Origin of the sequence: Pseudomonas fulva NBRC 16637 = DSM 17717, from assembly GCF_000730565.1 — a bacterium.
Classification (GTDB): Bacteria; Pseudomonadota; Gammaproteobacteria; order Pseudomonadales; family Pseudomonadaceae; genus Aquipseudomonas; species Aquipseudomonas fulva.
On sequence record NZ_BBIQ01000003.1, the window covers coordinates 128,159 to 146,403 of the forward strand.

Below are 18,245 nucleotides of genomic sequence, written 5' to 3' on the forward strand. Positions count from 1 at the left end.
GCCGACATGACCACCACCAATGCCACAGGCGACGTCGGTAGTAGCTACCTGAACTCGCTGCAACGCAAAGAAAGCAAGAACGACGATAAGACCGGCGCCGCCGGCAGTGCGCTGGGCAAAGATGCCTTCCTGCAGCTGCTGGTCACCCAGATGAAGAACCAGAACCCCCTCGACCCGCAGCAGAACGGCGAGTTCGTGGCGCAGTTGGCGCAGTTCAGCAGCTTGGAAGGTATCCAGACCCTGAACAGCTCGGTCAATTACATCGCCGGTGCGTTTCAGTCTTCCCAGGCCTTGCAGGCATCGTCGCTGGTCGGGCGCAACGTGATCGTGCAGACCGACAAGGCCATGGTCGACACCAGCAAGGACATGAAGGGCTCGGTGAACCTGACCGGCTCGAGTACCGCCACCTCGGTGGGGGTGTACGACAAGGACGGCAAGCTGGTGCGCACCCTCGATCTGGGTTCCCAGGCTGGCGGCAAGGTGGACTTCACCTGGGATGGCAAGGATGACGCCGGTGAGGCCCTGCCGGCCGGCACCTACAGCTTCAAGGCCACCGCCTCGATCAACGGCACGGCCACGGCCATGACCACCAACCTGCCGGCCACCGTCACCAGCGTGACCATGGGCACCAACGGCGGCGAAATGTCGCTGAACCTGGCAGGGCTGGGCAGCGTTCCACTTTCCACCATTCAAAGCATCGGCATCTAGGGCCTAGGGCACATCTTCAGGAGTTAGCGTATGTCTTACAACATTGGCTTAAGTGGCCTCAATGCAGCCAACAAGGCCCTGAACGTAACCGGCAACAACATTGCCAACGTCGCCACCACCGGCTTCAAGGCCTCGCGCGCCGAATTCGCCGACCAGTACTCAAGCTCCATTCGCGGCACCAGCGCCGGCCGCACCACCATTGGTACCGGTGTAAGAACCGCCGCCATTTCCCAGCAGTTCAGCTCCGGTAACATCAACGGCACCGGCCAGGCACTGGACATGGCCATCGACGGCAACGGCTTCTTCGCGCTCAACGACAACGGCTCGAAGATCTATACCCGGGCCGGGGCCTTCTACAGTGACAAGCAGGGCTTCGTCGTCAATGCCGGCGGCGCCAACCTGCAAGGTTATGGCGTCGATGAGAATGGCCAGGTGGTCCAGGGGGTATTGACCAACCTTCAGATCGACACGGCCAATCTCACCCCCAAGGCCACATCCAAGATCGATCAGACGGTCAACCTCAAGTCCAGCGATGGCGCGCCTACGGTCACCCCGTTCGACCCAGCCGACGTCAAGAGCTACAACTTCACGTTCTCAAGCGACGTGTACGACAGCCAGGGCAATGCGCACCAGTTGAACCAGTACTTCATCAAGGATGACACGTCCAATTCCTGGAAGATGTACAGCACCATCGACGGTCGCAACCCACAGGACCCGGCCTCCACGCAGCCGCTGATCAATGATCTGCCGTTCAAGTCCGACGGCACGCTCAACGCCGATGCCCTCACGGCCGGGCCGGTAGCCGGTGGCCTGTCGATCAATGCCAACAAGACCTTCAACCTGGACAACTGGATCCCCGCGCAGAAGAACGCTGCCGGCCAGTGGTCGGCCAACGGCGCCAACGCCAACCCCGGCGGCGTCAGCCTCGACATGCTGGGCATGACCCAGTACAACGCGGCCTCGGCCGTGACCGCCAAGGATCAGGACGGGTTCGCTACCGGTGAACTGTCCAGCCTGTCGGTAGACAAGGGCGGTTTCCTGTTCGCCAACTTCACCAATGGCAAGAACAAGGTCATCGGCCAGGTCGCCATTGCCAGCTTCGCCAACATGCAGGGCCTGACGCCGATTGGCGGCACCAACTGGCAAGAGTCGTTTTCGTCGGGTGTCCCGGTGATCGGCGCGCCGGACACCGGCACCCTGGGCCAGATTGCAGGTTCCTCGCTGGAAGATTCCAACGTCGACCTGACCGGCGAGCTGGTGAATCTGATCAAGGCGCAGAGTAACTACCAGGCCAACGCCAAGACCATTTCCACCGAAAGCACCATCATGCAGACCATCATTCAGATGAGCTGATGACGTGCTCAGGCGTGATACGTGGGGTTCAAGGGCAAGGTCGGTGAAGCATGCCGGTTTGTTGTCCTTGCTCCTGGTGATAGGGGGCGGCAGTGCCCAATGGGCAGAGGCCGCCCCGAGACCTTTCTTCCTGTGGCAAAGCCTGGTCACCGGGCGATACATCTGCGTCCAAGGCAACCCGGGTTCAGGCTGGACCCGGTTTGCCGGCCCCTATAAAAACGGCGCCTGCCGCGATCACTGATCCAGGCGTGCTGATCCGATGCCAACAAACTGACACCGACGCTAAAGCCGTCGCGCTGAAGTGCCCGATTCGCCGGGGTGCAAAGCTGGTTCGATTATTGCTTGACCCTGCCTGATGACAGCGCGGTACTGGCGCGCGGAGGAGATGCTGTGGACAAATTGCTTTACGTGGCCATGACCGGCGCCAGCCAGAACGCGCTGGCCCAGAAGGCCCACGCCAACAATCTGGCGAACGTTTCCACCAACGGCTTCCAGCGTGACCTGGAGCAGGCCCGCTCGATGCCGGTCTTTGGCGACAGCTTCCCGGCGCGGGCCTTTGCCCTGACCGAGCGCCCGGCCACCGACTTCAGCGAAGGGCCGATGATCGAAACCGGTCGCGACCTGGACGTGGCGGTGAGCGGGCATGGCTTTATCGCCGTGCAGGCGCCTGACGGCAGCGAAGCCTACGTGCGCACCGGCAGCCTGAACATCGACGCCCTGGGCGTGTTGCGTGCCGGCAACGGCATGCCGGTGATCGGCAACGGCGGCCCGATTGCCATTCCACCTGAACAGAAGGTGGAAGTGGGTGCCGACGGCACCATCAGCATTCGTTCCATGGGCGAAGACCCACGGGTGATGGCCGAGGTCGACCGCATCAAGCTGGTCAACCCGGACACCAAGGGCCTGAACAAGGGCGCAGACGGCCTGATCCACACGGCCAGCGGCCAGCCGGCCGATGCCGACGTCAATGTTCGCGTGGTATCGGGCTTTCTTGAAGGCAGCAACGTCAACGCAGTCGAGGAGATGACTTCGGTGCTGGCGTTGTCCCGCCAGTTCGAGCTGCACGTGAAGATGATGAGCGCGGCCAAGGAAGGCGATGAAGCCATGGCGCGGGTTTTGCAAATCGGCTAATGACATTTGAACGGGTGCCGTAAAACAGGCGCGCGAGGAGAACTTACATGCTTCCAGCTCTATGGGTCGCCAAAACCGGCCTGTCCGCCCAGGACACCAACCTGACGGTGATTTCCAACAACCTGGCCAACGTGTCGACCACCGGCTTCAAACGTGATCGCGCCGAGTTCCAGGACTTGCTGTACCAGATCCGTCGCCAGCCAGGCGCCCAGTCCACCCAGGACAGCCAGCTGCCCTCTGGCTTGCAGGTGGGTACTGGCGTGCGCATCGTCGGCACCCAGAAAAGCTTCGTGGCTGGCAGCCTGCAGACCACCGAGAACCCGCTGGACATGGCGGTCAATGGTCGCGGTTTCTTCCAGATCCTGCAGCCAGATGGCACGGTTTCGTACACCCGTGACGGCACCTTCCACCTCAACTCCGATGGCCAGATCGTCACCGCCAACGGCTACGCCCTGGAGCCTGCCATCGTCGTGCCCAACGACGCGCAGACCTTCACCGTTGGCCAGGACGGTACCGTGTCCATCACCACCGCCGGTAACCCGGCCGCCCAGGTGATCGGCAACATCCAGACCGCCGATTTCATCAACCCGGCGGGCTTGCAGGCCATTGGTGGCAACCTGTTCCTGGAAACGGCCGCCAGCGGCGCCCCCCAGGTCGGCACCCCAGGCCTGAACGGCTTCGGTACCACCTTGCAGCAAACCCTGGAGAACTCCAACGTCAGCACCGTGGAAGAGCTGGTGAACATGATCACCACCCAGCGCGCCTACGAGATGAACTCCAAGGTCATATCTGCCGCCAACTCGATGCTGCAGACCGTTACCCAGCAGCTGTGATCCCAGCAACTTCCGTAGCACCCGCGAGGTATGCATCATGAATCGTCTGTTGTCCGTTTTCGCCCTGGGCGGTGCGGTGTTGCTTGCAGGCTGCGTCGCCCCGGCGGCCAAGCCCAACGACCCGTACTATGCGCCGGTGCTCCCGCGCACCCCTCTGCCGGCAGCGGCCAACAACGGTTCGATCTACCAGGCCGGGTTCGAGCAGAACCTGTACGGCGACCGCAAGGCGTTCCGTGTGGGTGACATCATCACCATCACGCTGAACGAGCGCACGTCGGCCAGCAAGAACGCAGGCTCCCAGATTCAGAAGAACAGCAAGGCCAGCCTTGGCCTGTCGTCGCTGTTCGGGGCCAAGCCGAACACCAACAACCCGTTCGGCGGCGGCGACCTGTCGCTCGATGCCGGCTACAGCGGTGATCGCACCACCAAGGGCGACAGCAAGGCCACCCAGGGCAACACCCTGACCGGCTCGGTGACCGTCACCGTGGCCGAAGTGCTGCCCAATGGCATCATCGCCGTGCGCGGCGAGAAGTGGCTGACCCTGAATACCGGTGAAGAACTGGTGCGCATCGCCGGGCTCATTCGCGCCGACGACATCGCCACCGACAACACCGTGCCGTCCACGCGGGTGGCCGATGCGCGCATTACCTATTCCGGTACCGGCTCGTTTGCCGATGCCAGCCAGCCCGGGTGGCTGGACCGCTTCTTCATGAGCCCGCTTTGGCCCTTCTGAGTACCCTGACCATGCTCAACCTGAGGCAACTGCTCACCGCCACCTTGCTGCTGACCTGTGCCTGCGCGGCGCAAGCCGAGCGCCTGAAGGACATCGCCAGCATCTCGGGCGTACGCTCCAACCAGTTGATCGGCTACGGCCTGGTCGTCGGCCTCAACGGTACCGGCGACCAGACCACGCAAACGCCTTTCACCCTGCAGACGTTCAACAACATGCTCTCGCAGTTCGGCATCAAGGTGCCGCCTGGATCGGGCAACGTGCAGTTGAAAAACGTCGCCGCGGTGTCGGTGCATGCCGACTTGCCGGCTTTCGCCAAGCCAGGGCAGGTGGTGGACATCACCGTGTCGTCGATTGGTAACTCCAAGAGCCTGCGCGGGGGCAGCCTGTTGATGACCCCGCTCAAGGGCATCGACGGCAACGTCTACGCCATCGCCCAAGGCAACCTGGTGGTGGGCGGCTTCGATGCCGAAGGCCGCGACGGCTCGCGGATCACCGTCAACGTACCGTCTGCCGGCCGTATCCCGGGCGGCGCCAGCGTTGAGCGGGCAGTGCCAAGCGGTTTCAACCAGGGCAACACCCTGACCCTGAACCTCAACCGCCCCGACTTCACCACCGCCAAGCACATCGTCGACAAGGTCAATGACCTGCTCGGCCCTGGCGTGGCCCAGGCCGTGGACGGTGGTTCGGTGCGCGTGAGCGCGCCGATGGACCCCAGCCAGCGGGTGGACTACCTGTCGATCCTGGAAAACCTGGAAATCGACCCAGGCCAGGCAGTGGCCAAGGTGATCATCAACTCGCGTACCGGCACCATCGTCATCGGCCAGAACGTCAAGGTGTCGCCAGCGGCGGTGACCCACGGCAGCTTGACCGTGACCATCACCGAAGACCCCATCGTCAGCCAGCCGGGCCCGCTTTCCAACGGCCAGACCGCCGTGGTCCCGCGCTCGCGGGTCAATGCCGAGCAGGAAGCCAAGCCGATGTTCAAGTTCGGCCCGGGTACCACGCTGGATGAAATCGTCCGGGCGGTGAATCAGGTGGGCGCCGCGCCCGGTGACCTGATGGCCATTCTCGAAGCCCTGAAACAGGCCGGCGCCTTGCAGGCCGACCTGATCGTGATCTGAGGACGGCGTCGATGAACAGCAAGAGCCTGGTTTCCGGCAGTGTCGACAGCGGTGCCTTCACCGACCTCAACCGCCTCAATGCCCTCAAGCACGGTGACCGCGACAGCGAAGCCAACGTGCGCAAGGTGGCCCAGGAGTTCGAGTCGATGTTCATCAGCGAGATGCTCAAGGCCTCGCGCAAGGCCAGCGATGTCCTGGCCGACGACAACCCGATGAACACCGAGACGGTCAAGCAGTACCGGGACATGTACGACCAACAGTTGTCGGTGAGCATGTCCCGCGAGGGTGGCGGTATCGGCCTGCAGGATGTGCTGGTACGTCAGCTGACCAAAAGCCGCAGTGCCGCCGCCAATACCAGCCCGTTCCCGCGAGGGCAGGCCGGCCCGGTGCTGTGGGGCAGCAAGGTCGCAGACCCGGTTCACGCCACGCAAGCGGCCAGCACCCGCAACGACGTCGCCGCGCTCAATGCGCGGCGCCTGGCGCTGCCCAGCCGTCTTACCGACCGCCTGCTGGCGGGCATCGTGCCTACTGCGGCCACCGCGCCTGTCGGCGTGGCCCCCGCTGCCCCCGTGCGCGACGGCCAGCAGCCGGCCAAGGTTTTTGCCGTGCCCGAGAACGGGCTGCGCATCACCGGCCGCGCCATCGCCCAGCCGCCGCTGGCGCCGAAAAAGGCGTTCACCGATAGCGATTCGTTCATCGCCACCATGCTGCCGATGGCCGAACAGGCTGCCAAGCGCATCGGCATCGACCCGCGCTACCTGGTCGCCCAGGCTGCGCTGGAAACCGGTTGGGGCAAGTCGGTCATGCGCAACAGCGACGGCAGCAGCAGCCACAACCTGTTCGGCATCAAGGCCACCGGCAACTGGCAGGGCGAACAGGCCAGGGCCATCACCAGCGAATTCCGCGACGGCCAGTTCGTCAAGGAAACCGCCCAGTTCCGCAGCTACGACTCCTACCAGGACAGCTTCCACGACCTGGTGAGCCTGTTGCAGAACAATTCGCGCTATCAAGAAGCGGTCAAGTCGGCCGATAACCCTGAGCAGTTTGCACGCGAGTTGCAAAAGGCCGGTTACGCGACCGACCCGGGCTATGCGAAGAAAATCATCAGCATCGCCCAGCAAATGCAGAAGACACCGCAATACGCCATGGCTGGCAGCACCACGAACCTTTAAAAGGACTACATCATGTCGAGCCTGATTTCGATCGGCCTGAGTGGCTTGAGTGCCAGCCAGGCGCACCTGTCGGTCACCAGTAACAACATCGCCAATGCGGCCACCAGCGGCTATTCGCGCCAGCAGGCCATGCAAGTGGCCGGCGCTTCGCAGTACATGGGCGCAGGTTTTCTGGGCAGTGGGACCACACTGGCGGACGTGCGCCGTATCTACAGTGCCTACCTCGACAATCAGTTGCAGACGGCGACCTCCCTGCAAGCCGATTCCACGGCATTCCAGGACCAGATTACCGGCATCGACAAATTGCTGGCTGACCGGGACACCGGCATCAGCTCGGTGCTCACGGCCTTCTTCTCGGCCCTGCAGACGGCGGCAGCCAAACCGGGCGATGTGGCTTCGCGGCAATTGCTGTTGACCCAGGCGCAGACCCTGAGCAACCGTTTCAACGCCGTCAGCACCCAACTGACACAGCAGAACGATGTGATCAACTCCCAGCTCGATACATTGGCGGGGCAGGTCAACAAGCTCACCACCAGCATCGCCGAATATAACAAGCAGATCGTGGCCGCCAGCGGCACTGGCAGCACGCCCAACAACCTGCTCGACGCCCGCAGCGAAGCCGTTCGCCAGTTGAACGAACTGGTGGGCGTGACCGTTCAGGAGCGTGAAGGCAACTACGATGTGATTCTGGGCAGCGGCCAGTCGCTGGTGACCGGGAGCAGGGCCAACCCGCTGTCGGTTCAGCCGGGGGTGGCTGACAAGAGCCAGGCGACCTTGCGCATCAACTACGAGTCGTTCAGCTCGGACGTAACCTCGGTGGCCACCGGCGGCACCATCGGTGGCCTGTTGCGCTACCGTCAGGACGTGTTGACGCCGTCGATGAACGAGCTGGGCCGCGTGGCGCTGGTCGTCGCCGACAGCATCAACAGCCAGCTGGGCCAGGGCCTGGACGCCAATGGCCAGTTCGGCAGCTCGCTGTTCTCCAGCATCAACAGCGCCAGTGCCATCGCCCAGCGCAGCCTGGCCTCGTCGAACAACAGCGCAGGTTCGGGCAACCTCGATGTCACCATTGCCAACAGCGGCGCCCTGAGCACCTACGACTACGAAGTGAAGTTCACCAGCGGCAATCAGTACAGTGTGCGCCGTTCCGACGGCACCGACATGGGCTCGTTCGACCTCAATGCCGACCCTGCGCCGGTCATCGATGGCTTCAGCCTGTCCCTCAAGGGCGGTGCGCTGGCCGCCGGCGACAGCTTCAAGGTGATTCCCACCCGTTCAGCCGCCACCGGTATTGCCACGGTGCTCACCGATGCCAACAAGCTGGCGTTCGCCGGCCCTGTTAGCGCTGCTGTTGGCAGCGGCAACAGCGGCACCGGCACCATCACCCAACCCAACCTTGGGCAAGCGCTGGATATCTACGGCGGTGCCGACACAGCCCTGACGCAGCAGGCGATCAAGGACGCCATGCCGGTGCGCGTGGTGTTCGACGCAGCCAGCGGTGGGTCCCAGGGCTACAAGCTGTTCGATGCCAAGGGCGCACAGATCGGCACCGGGACCGTGGTGCCAGGTCAGGACAATAAGCTTTCGCTGTCGATACCGATGCGTGATGCATCGGGCAACCCGATTCTCGACCCCAGCGGCAATCCGCGCACCTTTGCGCTGGAGACCACTGTGGGTGGCAGCCCGGCGACCAACGACAGCTTTACCTTGTCGTTCAATGTCGATGGCAAGGCCGATAACCGCAATGCCACCGCGCTGCTGGGCCTGCAGACCAAGTCCACCGTGAACACTGGCTCCGGCGGCGGCACCAGCTTTACCTCCGCCTATGCCTCCCTGGTCGAGCGGGTGGGCGCCAAAGCCAGCCAGGCCAGCATCGATACCACGGCAACCCAGGCCGTGCTCAAGTCGGCCAGTGAAAGCCGCAGCGCCGTGTCCGGTGTCAACCTGGATGACGAGGCGGCCAACCTGGTCAAGTTCCAACACTATTACACGGCGTCGTCGCAGATCATCAAGGCGGCGCAAGAAACCTTCAGCACCTTGATCAACGCCTTGTAAGGAGAAGCGACCGTGCGTATTTCCACTGCCCAGTTCTACGAATCCAGCGCCAACAGCTACTCGAAGAACTTCTCCGCCATGAACAAGACCAACGATCAGGTCACCTCCGGCGTGCGTATCCAGACCGCTGCCGACGACCCTGTCGGCGCGGCGCGCCTGCTGCTGCTGCAACAGCAGCAATCGCTGCTGGACCAGTACAGCGGCAACATCAACACCGTCAGCAACGCCTTGCTGCAGGAGGAGAGCGTGCTCTCCACCATCAACGATGCGATGCAGCGCGCCAGCGAACTGGCGATCCGCGCCGGTGGTGCGGGCGTTACCGATGCTGACCGGGTATCGATCAGCACCGAGCTCAAGGAGATCGAGGCCAACATCTTCGGTTTGCTCAATTCCCGCGATGCCAATGGCGACTACATGTTCGGCGGCTCCAAGAGCACCACGCCGCCTTACGTGCGTAATTCCGACGGGACCTACAGCTACCATGGCGACCAGACCCAGTTGAGCCTGCAGGTGTCGGACACGTTGAACCTGGCGACCAACGACACCGGTTTCAGTATTTTCGATTCGGCCAAGAACAAGAGCCGCACCGAGTCGAACCTGCTGGTGCCTGCCGTCGATGATGGCGTGGTCGGTGTATCGCCTGGGTTGCTGAAATCCAGCAATACCTACAACGAAAGCTTCGCGGCGGGCCAGCCCTACAAGCTCACGTTCACCAGCGCCAATCAATACATGATCACCGATGTCAACGGTAATGACATCACGTCTGAAACCCCGACCAATGGCCACTTCGACAGCAAGACCGAAGGGGCCAACCGCATTGCCCTGCGCGGTGTGGAGTTCGAGGTCACCGTGACCTTGGAGGAGGGCGCCGATGCCGATGCGGCGGTGGGTGGTCGCGAGTTTTCCCTGACCACCCGTGCCGATTCGTTCACGACCACCCGCGGCGCCGGCAACCCCTCGACCGCCCAGATGACGGGCAGCACCGTGACCGATCCGGCTGCGTACCGCAGCACGTTCCCCAATGGCGGAGCGGTGATCAAATTCACCGGCCCCGGCAGTTACGAGTTCTACGCCCAGCCGTTGACCGCGGACAGCAAGCCGGTTGGCACGGGGACGTTCACTGCGCCTGACCTGACGGTGGCAGGGGTTACCTATCAGGTCAGTGGTTCGCCCGAAGCCGGTGATCAGTTCGCGGTGACTGCCAATACCCATCAGAACCAGAACGTGCTGGAGACCATCAGCCAGCTACGTGCGGCGCTGGACACGCCGGTTACCGGCGCCAATGTTGCCAATGGTCTCAAGGATGCGGTGGCCTCGGCTATCGCCAACCTGGCCAGTGCGCGCGAGCAGGTCGACATCACCCGCGGCTCGATTGGCGCTCGTGGCAGCTCGCTGGAAATCCAGCGGCAGGAAAACACCAGCCTGGGGGTTGCCAACAAGACCACGCAGAACGCGATCGGCAACACGGACATGTCGCAGGCGGCCATTACTCTGACCCTGCAACAGGCCATGCTGGAGGCTTCTCAGCTGGCGTTCTCGCGCATCTCGCAGTTGAGCCTGTTCAACAAGCTTTGATCTGAAGCGCGTGTACCCAGGAGGACCTGAGGGTCCTGCTGGGCGCTTTCGATCGCGTCCTAGCGCCTATGGCTGAGCGTTCCCAGCGTTGTCGGCCAGTGAGACGTACCCGCCTAGATGACCCGTCGGCCACGTCCTGATCTGGCGCGTTCTGGCCGTCTGTCCCTGACTTTCGTTGCATTTCAATGTGACCAATGAGTCAAAACGGTCATCTTCCCTGTATTCTATGCAGCAGCTGTTGCAGCATTTTGTTACCGGTGCGCAGGCAGGCGCTGCTTTATCCCCTCCCCAGGCGGTGACGCTCCGGTTTTTGGCGCCCTCAACTGATCGAGTGGTGGTCTTTGGCTGTTTTCATTGGGAAGCCAGAATGATTGGCATCAAGAGTATCGCGAGTTACGTGCCCACCGCTGGCCTGGACAACTACGTCCAGGGTGCGAAGTTCGGCAAGGACGAAGAGTTCATGTTCGGCAAGATCGGTGCGTCCTTCCTACCACGCAAGGCCCCGGAGCAGGAAACCTCCGACCTGTGCGTGGAGGCCGCCCGGGCACTGTTCGCCAACAACCCCGACCTCGATCCGCAGTCGATCGACGCGTTGATCGTGGTGACCCAGAATGGCGATGAAGAGGGCCTGCCGCACACGGCCGCTATCGTCCAGAGCAAGCTCGGGTTGTCTACCCGCGTGGCAGCGTTCGATATCTCCTTGGGCTGCTCGGGGTATGTGTATGGGCTGTACGCGATCAAGGGCTTCATGGAGGCGGCGGGCCTGAAGAACGGGCTGCTGATCACCGCCGACCCGTACTCGAAGATCGTCGATCCGGAAGATCGCAATACCACCATGCTGTTCGGCGACGCGGCCACCGCCACCTGGATGGCTGATGGCGCCATCTGGAAGCTGGGCGAGGCGCGTTTTGGCACCGACGGTTCGGGCGCCGAGCACCTGAAGGTGTCCGATGGCACGTTCTTCATGAATGGCCGGCAGGTCTTCAACTTCGCCTTGGTCAAGGTACCGGCTCACTTGCACGAGCTGCTCGATGCCAGTGGGTTGCAGTCGTCGGACATTGATGCGTTCTGCATCCACCAGGGCAGTGCGGCGATTGTCGATGCGGTAGCTCGCCGGTTCGAGGAGCATCACCCGGAGAAATTCGTGAAAGACATGCTGGAGACGGGCAATACCGTGTCGTCCAGCGTGCCATTGCTGCTGCAGAAGCACATGCTCGACGGTAGCTGGAAGCGAGTGGCGGTGAGTGGGTTCGGGGTAGGGTTGTCCTGGGCTTCGGCGATTCTTTATCGCGATTGATGCGCGCGCGGTGGGGTAGGGGTATTCCGCCATTGTTCGGACTGACCCCTGTGCTTTATGGGTTGGGTCCAAATTTGAGGGCCGCAAAGCGGCCCCGATATTTCCTGACGCGAAGCTGCATACTTTAAACCCTCGCCATCTCATCTTCAGCCTCCAGTTCGCCAAGTCATCCCTCGACTCGCTCCAGACGCCACTATCTCCTCATACCTCCCCAACCCGCTTTTTGACGCCAAAATTCCGCGCTTAACCCCTTGATTTTCCAGGGCTGGCCGCATGCCAGCATTTTTTTTTGCAAAAACCCCTCAAGCAACCGGGCTATCCGACGATAACCATTACGAAGGTTCTCTAGGCCAATCCGGCGGTTGCCAAGGCCGGAAGCCGCAGCACCCATACAACGAGGATTTCGTCATGGCTTTAACTGTAAACACCAACATTGCTTCGGTTACTACCCAAGTAAACCTGAACAAGGCTAGCACCGCTCAGACTACTTCCATGCAGCGTCTGTCCTCGGGTCTGCGTATCAACAGCGCAAAAGACGACGCTGCCGGCCTGCAGATCGCCAACCGTCTGACCAGCCAGATCAACGGCCTGGGCCAGGCTGTGAAGAACGCCAACGACGGTATCTCCATCGCGCAGACCGCTGAAGGCGCCATGCAGGCTTCGACCGACATCCTGCAAAAGATGCGTACCCTGGCACTGTCTTCGGCCACTGGCTCGCTGAGCGCTGACGACCGTAAGTCGAACAACGACGAATACCAGGCTCTGACCGCTGAGCTGAACCGTATTTCCGACACCACCACCTTCGGTGGCCAGAAGCTGCTGGACGGCTCGTATGGCACCAAGGCCATTCAGGTCGGCGCCAATGCCAACGAAACCATCAACGTGGCCCTGGACAACGTCTCGGCCAAGAGCATTGGTTCGCAGCAGGTCAAGTCGAGCTCCATCACCCCGTCCGCAAGCGGCGTGGCTGCAGGTCAGCTGACCGTAACTGGTAATGGCCAGACCAAAGACATCAGCTACGATGCGGGCTCTTCGGCCAAGGACATCGCTGCCAAGCTCAACGGTTCGATCGGTGGCCTGACCGCCAGCGCCAGCACTGAAGTAAAACTGACCGTCGCAAGCGGCGCAGCTGCAACTCCGGCCAACTTCGATCTGAAAGTTGGCAGCAGCACCGTCAGCTTCATCGGCGTTACCGACACTGCCAGCCTGGCCGACCAGCTCAAATCTAACGCTGCCAAGTTGGGCATCAGCGTCAACTATGACGAGTCGACCAAGAGCCTCGAAGTCAAGTCCGATACCGGTGAGAACCTCAGCTTCACGTCCAAGGCGGGCGCGGATGCGATCTCTGTGGGTGCCAAGAACGGTAAGGGTGATTACGCTGCATTGACCGCGCTGTCGGCAACTGCTAACGACAAGGCTGTAGTGACGGGTCAGATCTCCTTGGACTCGGCCAAAGGCTACTCCGTTGCTGACGCGGGTGGTACAACCGGTGCGAGCCAGTTGTTCGGTGCGACTTCGGTCTCCTCGACCAAAACCACCATCGCCGACACCGACGTAACCGCAGCCGTCAACGCCCAGAACGCTCTGGCGGTGATCGACAAGGCCATCGGTTCGATCGACAGCGTGCGTTCGGGCCTGGGTGCTACCCAGAACCGTCTGCAAACCACCGTTGACAACCTGCAGAACATCCAGAAGAACTCCACCGCTGCCCGTTCGACCGTGCAGGACGTGGACTTCGCTTCGGAAACTGCCGAGCTGACCAAGCAGCAGACCCTGCAACAGGCTTCCACCGCGATCCTGTCCCAGGCCAACCAGCTGCCTTCCTCGGTCCTGAAACTGCTCCAGTAATTCAGGCGCCTGAGTAAAAGGTGAAAGGGCGCGTTTACGTGCCCTTTTGCCGTTTTATACATGAGGAGTTCGGAGCATGGACATCAGTGTCAAGCTGAACCAGGTGTATCCTTCGGTCGTGCCTGCGTCGCCTGTCGTGGACAAGGAGGCCAAGACCCCTGCCAAAGTGCAGGAAGCCGCCGCGCCTGACGGTCAGCCGCACACGCGCGAAGACCTGGAAAAGGCTGTCGGTGATATTCGCGAATTCGTACAGTCCAGCCAACGTCAGCTGGATTTTTCCATCGATGATTCGACCGGGCAGGTGGTGGTCAAGGTCATCGCCACCGACTCAGGCGAAGTCATCCGCCAGTTGCCTTCCGAGACGGCGCTCAAGTTGGCGCAAAGCCTCAGCGAAGCTGGCAGCCTGTTGTTCGAAGGCCGCGCTTAGGCTGGCATGTTTTTTGTTGTTGGTGGGTCTTTCAAGGATTTATTCGCCAAGGATCCGGCAGCTACCGTTCAAGGAGAGCAATGATGGCAGGTACAACAGTCAGTGGGATTGGCTCGGGCATCGACACCCAGGCGATCGTGGATTCGCTGGTTGCCGCGCAAAAAGCGCCCAAGCAGTCGCAGATCAACACCCAGACGCTGAAGGCAACCACCACGTTGTCCTCGATCGGCAAGATTCAGGCTGCGCTGGATGCTTTCCGGGGCGCGCTGACCAACATGACCGATACCAACAGTTTCGGCGGGCTGAGCCTCAAGTCTTCGGATGAAAAGGTGGCCACCGTGACGATGGGGGCAGGGGCCGCCAATGGCACGTTCAAGCTCATCGTCGACAAGCTGGCGACCGCTTCCAAGGTATCGAGCAAGACTTACGCAGACGGGGCGGGCTCGGTCATCAACCGTGGGCCGGGCGCAACCACGCTTACCATGACCCAGAATGGCAAGGCGCACGACCTGAGCATTCCGGCCGGCGCCACGCTGCAGCAAGTGCGTGACAGCATCAACAGCCAATTCGGCCCTGCAGGCCTGAGTGCCAACGTGCTGACCGATGCCACCGGCTCGCGACTGATCATCACCTCGACCAAGATGGGCGAAGGGTCTGATATCACCCTGTCTGGCAACTCAGGTATCGAGGATGGTTACACGGTGGTCGATAAGCCGACCGATGCCGAATATACCCTGGACGGCATTGCCATGAAGTCCAAGACCAATGACATCACCGATGCGGTGAGTGGTCTGAACATCAAGCTGATAGGGCCGTCGGTAAAAAACGCGTCAGGGGAAACGCCGGCCACCATCTTGTCGCTATCGACCAGCAGCAGTGCCCTGAAGTCAGGGCTCAAGGGCTTCATCGATACATACAACGCGTTGCTCAAGGTCGTCAATGCCGAGACCAAGGTGACCAAGAACGCCGACGGTACCATGACGGCTGCTGCGCTGACGGGGGATGCCTCCATGCGTGCACTGATGACGTCGATCCGTGAAGAACTCAACGCGGCCTCAGGCAGCGGCACCTTCAAGGCCCTGGCAGCCTTTGGCGTCACCTCGGCCCAGGATGGCGGTGCGCTGAGCCTGGATGACAAGAAGTGGGACAAGATTGCCAGCACGAACGCAGCGGACCTGACCAGCATCTTCAATGGCAAGGACGGGATGCTGGCACGCCTGCAGAAGGTCACTGAACCTTTTGCCAAGGCCTCCACCGGCACCTTGGCCGAACGGTCCAAGACCTTGAGCGAAAGCCTGACCAAGCTCAAGGCTGAGCAGGATTCGCTGGATGTTCGCATGGAAGCCCTGAAAAAGAGCCTGCAGGACAAGTACAACAACATGGACACGCTGGTGACCCAGTTGCGTCAGCAGCAAAGCTCGGTGCTCAGCACGCTCAATGCGCTGAACAAGAAGAGTGATGATTAACGCCATGCGCCACGCCTGAAGCCTGGCGCCTGGCCAGGTTTCCTGCAAAGCCTTGTAAAGTTCTGCGGGTTCTGCCCGATACAGTAAGTATCCACCTTCCAACGCATCCCCGTAATGAGGTCGCAAGATGAATCCCATGAGAGCCCTTCGTCAGTACCAGAAGGTCAATTCCCATGCCCAGATTTCCGAAGCCACGCCACACCGTCTGGTGCAGATGCTGATGGAAGGGGCGCTCGATCGCATGGCCCAGGCCAAGGGCGCGATGGCGCGTGGGGACATTGCCGAGAAAGGCCTCATGCTGGGCAAGGCAATCGACATCATCATCGGCCTGCGCGATGGGCTGGTGCCGGAAAAAAGCGAGAACCCTGAGTACGTCGAAAACCTCGACGCACTCTACGTGTACATGACCAACCGCCTGATGCAGGCCAACGTTGAAAACGACGCTCGCATCATTGATGAAGTCGCCCAGCTGATGATCACCGTGAAGAGCGGTTGGGATGGCATTGCCGATATCCAGCCGGCCGATTGACGGCAAGGAGTTAACCATGACTGCACTGCAACGGCTCGACGACACCTGCGATGCGCTGCTTGGCGCTCTGGGCGAACGAGATTGGGATACCATCGCCAAGCTGGACGTGGCGTGTCGCACGTGTATAGACGAGGTGCTTGAAGCGCACGCCTACGACGAAGGGCTACTGCGGGTTAAGCTCGAGGGCGTCATGGATGTCTACCGTAGCCTCATCGAAGTGACAACCGGCGAACGCCAGGCGATTGCCGATGAGATGATGCAGATCAACCAAGCGAAGAATGCTTCAAAGGTTTATCATTTGTTCAGTTAAGATGCCTGTAACTGAACAAAAGGCGCCATAAATTTGACTGTGCGACCCTTTTTGACTTAACTAGTGCCTGTTCTCGTATTCCAGACGTCCGAACACTGACCATTCAGTCGGAATGATGTCGAGCACGCCTTCGGGCGCCGATATGACTAGGGAAGTTGCTATTGCATGTGGCGTGAAACCAAGATTCTCCTGATCGATGACGACAGCACCCGCCGCCGCGATCTGGCGGTGGTGCTCAACTTCCTGGGCGAAGAAAACCTGTCCTGCGCCAGCCATGACTGGCAGCAAGCGGTCGAGCCCCTGTCTTCGAGTCGCGAAGTGCTTTGCGTGCTCATCGGCGCCGTTAGCACGCCCGGCACGCTGCTTGGGTTGCTTAAGACAGTGCTTTCATGGGATGAGTTCCTTCCAATCTTGTTTTTAGGTGATATTTCTTCGGGCGAGCTGCCTGAGGACCTGCGCCGTCGCGTGCTGTCGAACCTGGAAATGCCGCCGAGCTACAGCCAACTGCTCGATTCCCTGCACCGTGCGCAGGTATATCGCGAAATGTACGACCAAGCCCGTGAGCGCGGTCGCCAGCGTGAGCCGAACCTGTTCCGCAGTTTGGTCGGTACCAGCCGTGCCATCCAGCACGTGCGCCAGATGATGCAGCAAGTGGCCGACACCGATGCCAGCGTGTTGATCCTGGGCGAATCCGGTACCGGCAAAGAGGTGGTGGCGCGCAACCTTCATTACCACTCCAAGCGCCGCGAAGCGCCCTTCGTACCTGTGAACTGCGGAGCGATACCGGCCGAGTTGCTGGAAAGTGAGCTGTTCGGGCATGAGAAGGGGGCGTTCACCGGGGCCATCACCAGCCGCGCCGGCCGCTTCGAGCTGGCCAACGGCGGCACCCTGTTCCTCGATGAAATCGGCGACATGCCGTTGCCCATGCAGGTCAAGCTGTTGCGCGTACTGCAGGAACGGACGTTCGAACGGGTCGGTAGCAACAAGACCCAGAGCATCGACGTGCGCATCATCGCGGCCACCCACAAAAACCTCGAGCACATGATCGAGGTGGGCACGTTCCGTGAAGACCTCTATTACCGTCTCAATGTCTTCCCGATCGAAATGGCGCCGCTGCGCGAACGCGTCGAAGACATACCGCTGCTGATGAATGAGCTGATCTCGCGGATGGAGCATGAAAAGCGCGGCTCCATCCGATTCAATTCCGCCTCGATCATGTCGTTGTGTCGGCATGGCTGGCCCGGCAACGTCCGCGAGCTTGCCAACCTGGTCGAGCGCATGGCGATCATGCACCCCTACGGCGTAATCGGTGTATCGGAGCTTCCGAAAAAATTCCGCTACATCGATGACGAAGACGAGCAAATGGTCGACAGCTTGCGCAGCGACCTTGAGGAGCGCGTGGCAATCAACGGTCATACGCCGAACTTCAGCAACCCTGCCATGCTGCCTCCCGAGGGGCTGGACCTGAAGGACTACCTTGGCAGTCTTGAGCAAGGCTTGATCCAGCAGGCTTTGGACGATGCCAATGGTATCGTCGCCCGTGCCGCCGAACGTCTGCGTATCCGGCGCACCACGTTGGTCGAGAAAATGCGCAAGTACGGCATGAGCCGTCAAGGTGGCGAGGATCAGGTCGAGGAGTGATGCTTCCTGCATCCTCCTCAATCCAGCCTCAGGACCCAGTGAGGCG

Annotated in this window: 16 protein-coding genes; all 16 read left to right on the forward strand. The window is 61.2% G+C overall.

Annotated features, from left to right (window positions below):
- Positions 1 to 6 precede the first annotated feature (6 nt).
- The 16 genes from flgD to fleQ all read left to right on the forward strand — a co-directional run bounded on the left by flgD (position 7) and on the right by fleQ (position 18,199).
- Positions 7 to 708 carry a flagellar hook assembly protein FlgD gene (gene flgD / locus PFU01S_RS04890; protein ID WP_027915934.1) on the forward strand — a complete coding sequence of 234 codons (702 nt, stop codon included), beginning with the start codon at positions 7 to 9 and terminating at the stop codon, positions 706 to 708.
- Positions 709 to 738: 30 nt separating this feature from the next.
- On the forward strand, positions 739 to 2,061 hold the full coding sequence (gene flgE / locus PFU01S_RS04895; RefSeq protein ID WP_028688018.1) for a flagellar hook protein FlgE: 1,323 nt from the start codon (positions 739 to 741) through the stop codon (positions 2,059 to 2,061).
- Positions 2,062 to 2,451: 390 nt separating this feature from the next.
- The gene (locus PFU01S_RS04900; protein WP_023533964.1) at positions 2,452 to 3,192 is read left to right on the forward strand and encodes a flagellar basal body rod protein FlgF; all 741 of its coding nucleotides are present in this window, start codon (positions 2,452 to 2,454) and stop codon (positions 3,190 to 3,192) included.
- A 47-nt stretch (positions 3,193 to 3,239) separates the two neighbouring features.
- Complete coding sequence (flgG, locus tag PFU01S_RS04905; protein ID WP_023533986.1) at positions 3,240 to 4,025, forward strand: flagellar basal-body rod protein FlgG; 786 nt, start codon at positions 3,240 to 3,242, stop codon at positions 4,023 to 4,025.
- A 37-nt stretch (positions 4,026 to 4,062) separates the two neighbouring features.
- Positions 4,063 to 4,758, forward strand: a complete 696-nt coding sequence (gene flgH, locus PFU01S_RS04910) for a flagellar basal body L-ring protein FlgH (protein ID WP_023533931.1) — start codon at positions 4,063 to 4,065, stop codon at positions 4,756 to 4,758.
- An 11-nt stretch (positions 4,759 to 4,769) separates the two neighbouring features.
- Complete coding sequence (locus PFU01S_RS04915; protein ID WP_023533921.1) at positions 4,770 to 5,879, forward strand: flagellar basal body P-ring protein FlgI; 1,110 nt, start codon at positions 4,770 to 4,772, stop codon at positions 5,877 to 5,879.
- Between the two features lie 11 nt (positions 5,880 to 5,890).
- Positions 5,891 to 7,051, forward strand: a complete 1,161-nt coding sequence (gene flgJ, locus PFU01S_RS04920) for a flagellar assembly peptidoglycan hydrolase FlgJ (RefSeq protein WP_028688017.1) — start codon at positions 5,891 to 5,893, stop codon at positions 7,049 to 7,051.
- 12 nt (positions 7,052 to 7,063) lie between these two features.
- Positions 7,064 to 9,106, forward strand: a complete 2,043-nt coding sequence (gene flgK, locus PFU01S_RS04925) for a flagellar hook-associated protein FlgK (RefSeq protein ID WP_028688016.1) — start codon at positions 7,064 to 7,066, stop codon at positions 9,104 to 9,106.
- Positions 9,107 to 9,118: 12 nt separating this feature from the next.
- Entirely contained in the window at positions 9,119 to 10,681 is a 1,563-nt protein-coding gene (locus PFU01S_RS04930) for a flagellar hook-associated protein 3 (RefSeq protein ID WP_028688015.1), read from the forward strand.
- Between the two features lie 367 nt (positions 10,682 to 11,048).
- Positions 11,049 to 11,978: a ketoacyl-ACP synthase III gene (locus PFU01S_RS04935; protein ID WP_023533948.1), complete on the forward strand. Its 930-nt coding sequence runs from the start codon at positions 11,049 to 11,051 to the stop codon at positions 11,976 to 11,978.
- Between the two features lie 408 nt (positions 11,979 to 12,386).
- Positions 12,387 to 13,826 carry a flagellin N-terminal helical domain-containing protein gene (locus PFU01S_RS04940; RefSeq protein WP_028688014.1) on the forward strand — a complete coding sequence of 480 codons (1,440 nt, stop codon included), beginning with the start codon at positions 12,387 to 12,389 and terminating at the stop codon, positions 13,824 to 13,826.
- Between the two features lie 76 nt (positions 13,827 to 13,902).
- Positions 13,903 to 14,253 carry a flagellar protein FlaG gene (locus PFU01S_RS04945; RefSeq protein WP_028688013.1) on the forward strand — a complete coding sequence of 117 codons (351 nt, stop codon included), beginning with the start codon at positions 13,903 to 13,905 and terminating at the stop codon, positions 14,251 to 14,253.
- 83 nt (positions 14,254 to 14,336) lie between these two features.
- A complete protein-coding gene (fliD, locus tag PFU01S_RS04950; protein WP_028688012.1) occupies positions 14,337 to 15,719 on the forward strand; it encodes a flagellar filament capping protein FliD in 1,383 nt (460 codons plus the stop codon).
- 127 nt (positions 15,720 to 15,846) lie between these two features.
- Positions 15,847 to 16,248 carry a flagellar export chaperone FliS gene (gene fliS, locus PFU01S_RS04955; protein WP_028688011.1) on the forward strand — a complete coding sequence of 134 codons (402 nt, stop codon included), beginning with the start codon at positions 15,847 to 15,849 and terminating at the stop codon, positions 16,246 to 16,248.
- A gap of 16 nt (positions 16,249 to 16,264) precedes the next feature.
- Positions 16,265 to 16,558 carry a flagellar protein FliT gene (gene fliT, locus PFU01S_RS04960; RefSeq protein ID WP_033737224.1) on the forward strand — a complete coding sequence of 98 codons (294 nt, stop codon included), beginning with the start codon at positions 16,265 to 16,267 and terminating at the stop codon, positions 16,556 to 16,558.
- Positions 16,559 to 16,723: 165 nt separating this feature from the next.
- Complete coding sequence (gene fleQ, locus PFU01S_RS04965) at positions 16,724 to 18,199, forward strand: transcriptional regulator FleQ (RefSeq protein WP_028688009.1); 1,476 nt, start codon at positions 16,724 to 16,726, stop codon at positions 18,197 to 18,199.
- Positions 18,200 to 18,245 lie beyond the last annotated feature (46 nt).

What these genes read in the sequence shown, in the direction of transcription:
- fliT (WP_033737224.1), top strand. Translation starts at nt 16,265, where the DNA reads ATGACTGCACTGCAACGGCTCGACGACACCTGCGATGCGCTGCTTGGC.
- fleQ (WP_028688009.1), top strand. Translation starts at nt 16,724, where the DNA reads ATGTGGCGTGAAACCAAGATTCTCCTGATCGATGACGACAGCACCCGC.
- fliS (WP_028688011.1), top strand. Translation starts at nt 15,847, where the DNA reads ATGAATCCCATGAGAGCCCTTCGTCAGTACCAGAAGGTCAATTCCCAT.
- flgG (WP_023533986.1), top strand. Translation starts at nt 3,240, where the DNA reads ATGCTTCCAGCTCTATGGGTCGCCAAAACCGGCCTGTCCGCCCAGGAC.
- PFU01S_RS04915 (WP_023533921.1), top strand. Translation starts at nt 4,770, where the DNA reads ATGCTCAACCTGAGGCAACTGCTCACCGCCACCTTGCTGCTGACCTGT.
- flgH (WP_023533931.1), top strand. Translation starts at nt 4,063, where the DNA reads ATGAATCGTCTGTTGTCCGTTTTCGCCCTGGGCGGTGCGGTGTTGCTT.
- flgE (WP_028688018.1), top strand. Translation starts at nt 739, where the DNA reads ATGTCTTACAACATTGGCTTAAGTGGCCTCAATGCAGCCAACAAGGCC.
- fliD (WP_028688012.1), top strand. Translation starts at nt 14,337, where the DNA reads ATGGCAGGTACAACAGTCAGTGGGATTGGCTCGGGCATCGACACCCAG.
- flgK (WP_028688016.1), top strand. Translation starts at nt 7,064, where the DNA reads ATGTCGAGCCTGATTTCGATCGGCCTGAGTGGCTTGAGTGCCAGCCAG.
- flgJ (WP_028688017.1), top strand. Translation starts at nt 5,891, where the DNA reads ATGAACAGCAAGAGCCTGGTTTCCGGCAGTGTCGACAGCGGTGCCTTC.
- PFU01S_RS04940 (WP_028688014.1), top strand. Translation starts at nt 12,387, where the DNA reads ATGGCTTTAACTGTAAACACCAACATTGCTTCGGTTACTACCCAAGTA.
- PFU01S_RS04945 (WP_028688013.1), top strand. Translation starts at nt 13,903, where the DNA reads ATGGACATCAGTGTCAAGCTGAACCAGGTGTATCCTTCGGTCGTGCCT.
- PFU01S_RS04935 (WP_023533948.1), top strand. Translation starts at nt 11,049, where the DNA reads ATGATTGGCATCAAGAGTATCGCGAGTTACGTGCCCACCGCTGGCCTG.
- flgD (WP_027915934.1), top strand. Translation starts at nt 7, where the DNA reads ATGACCACCACCAATGCCACAGGCGACGTCGGTAGTAGCTACCTGAAC.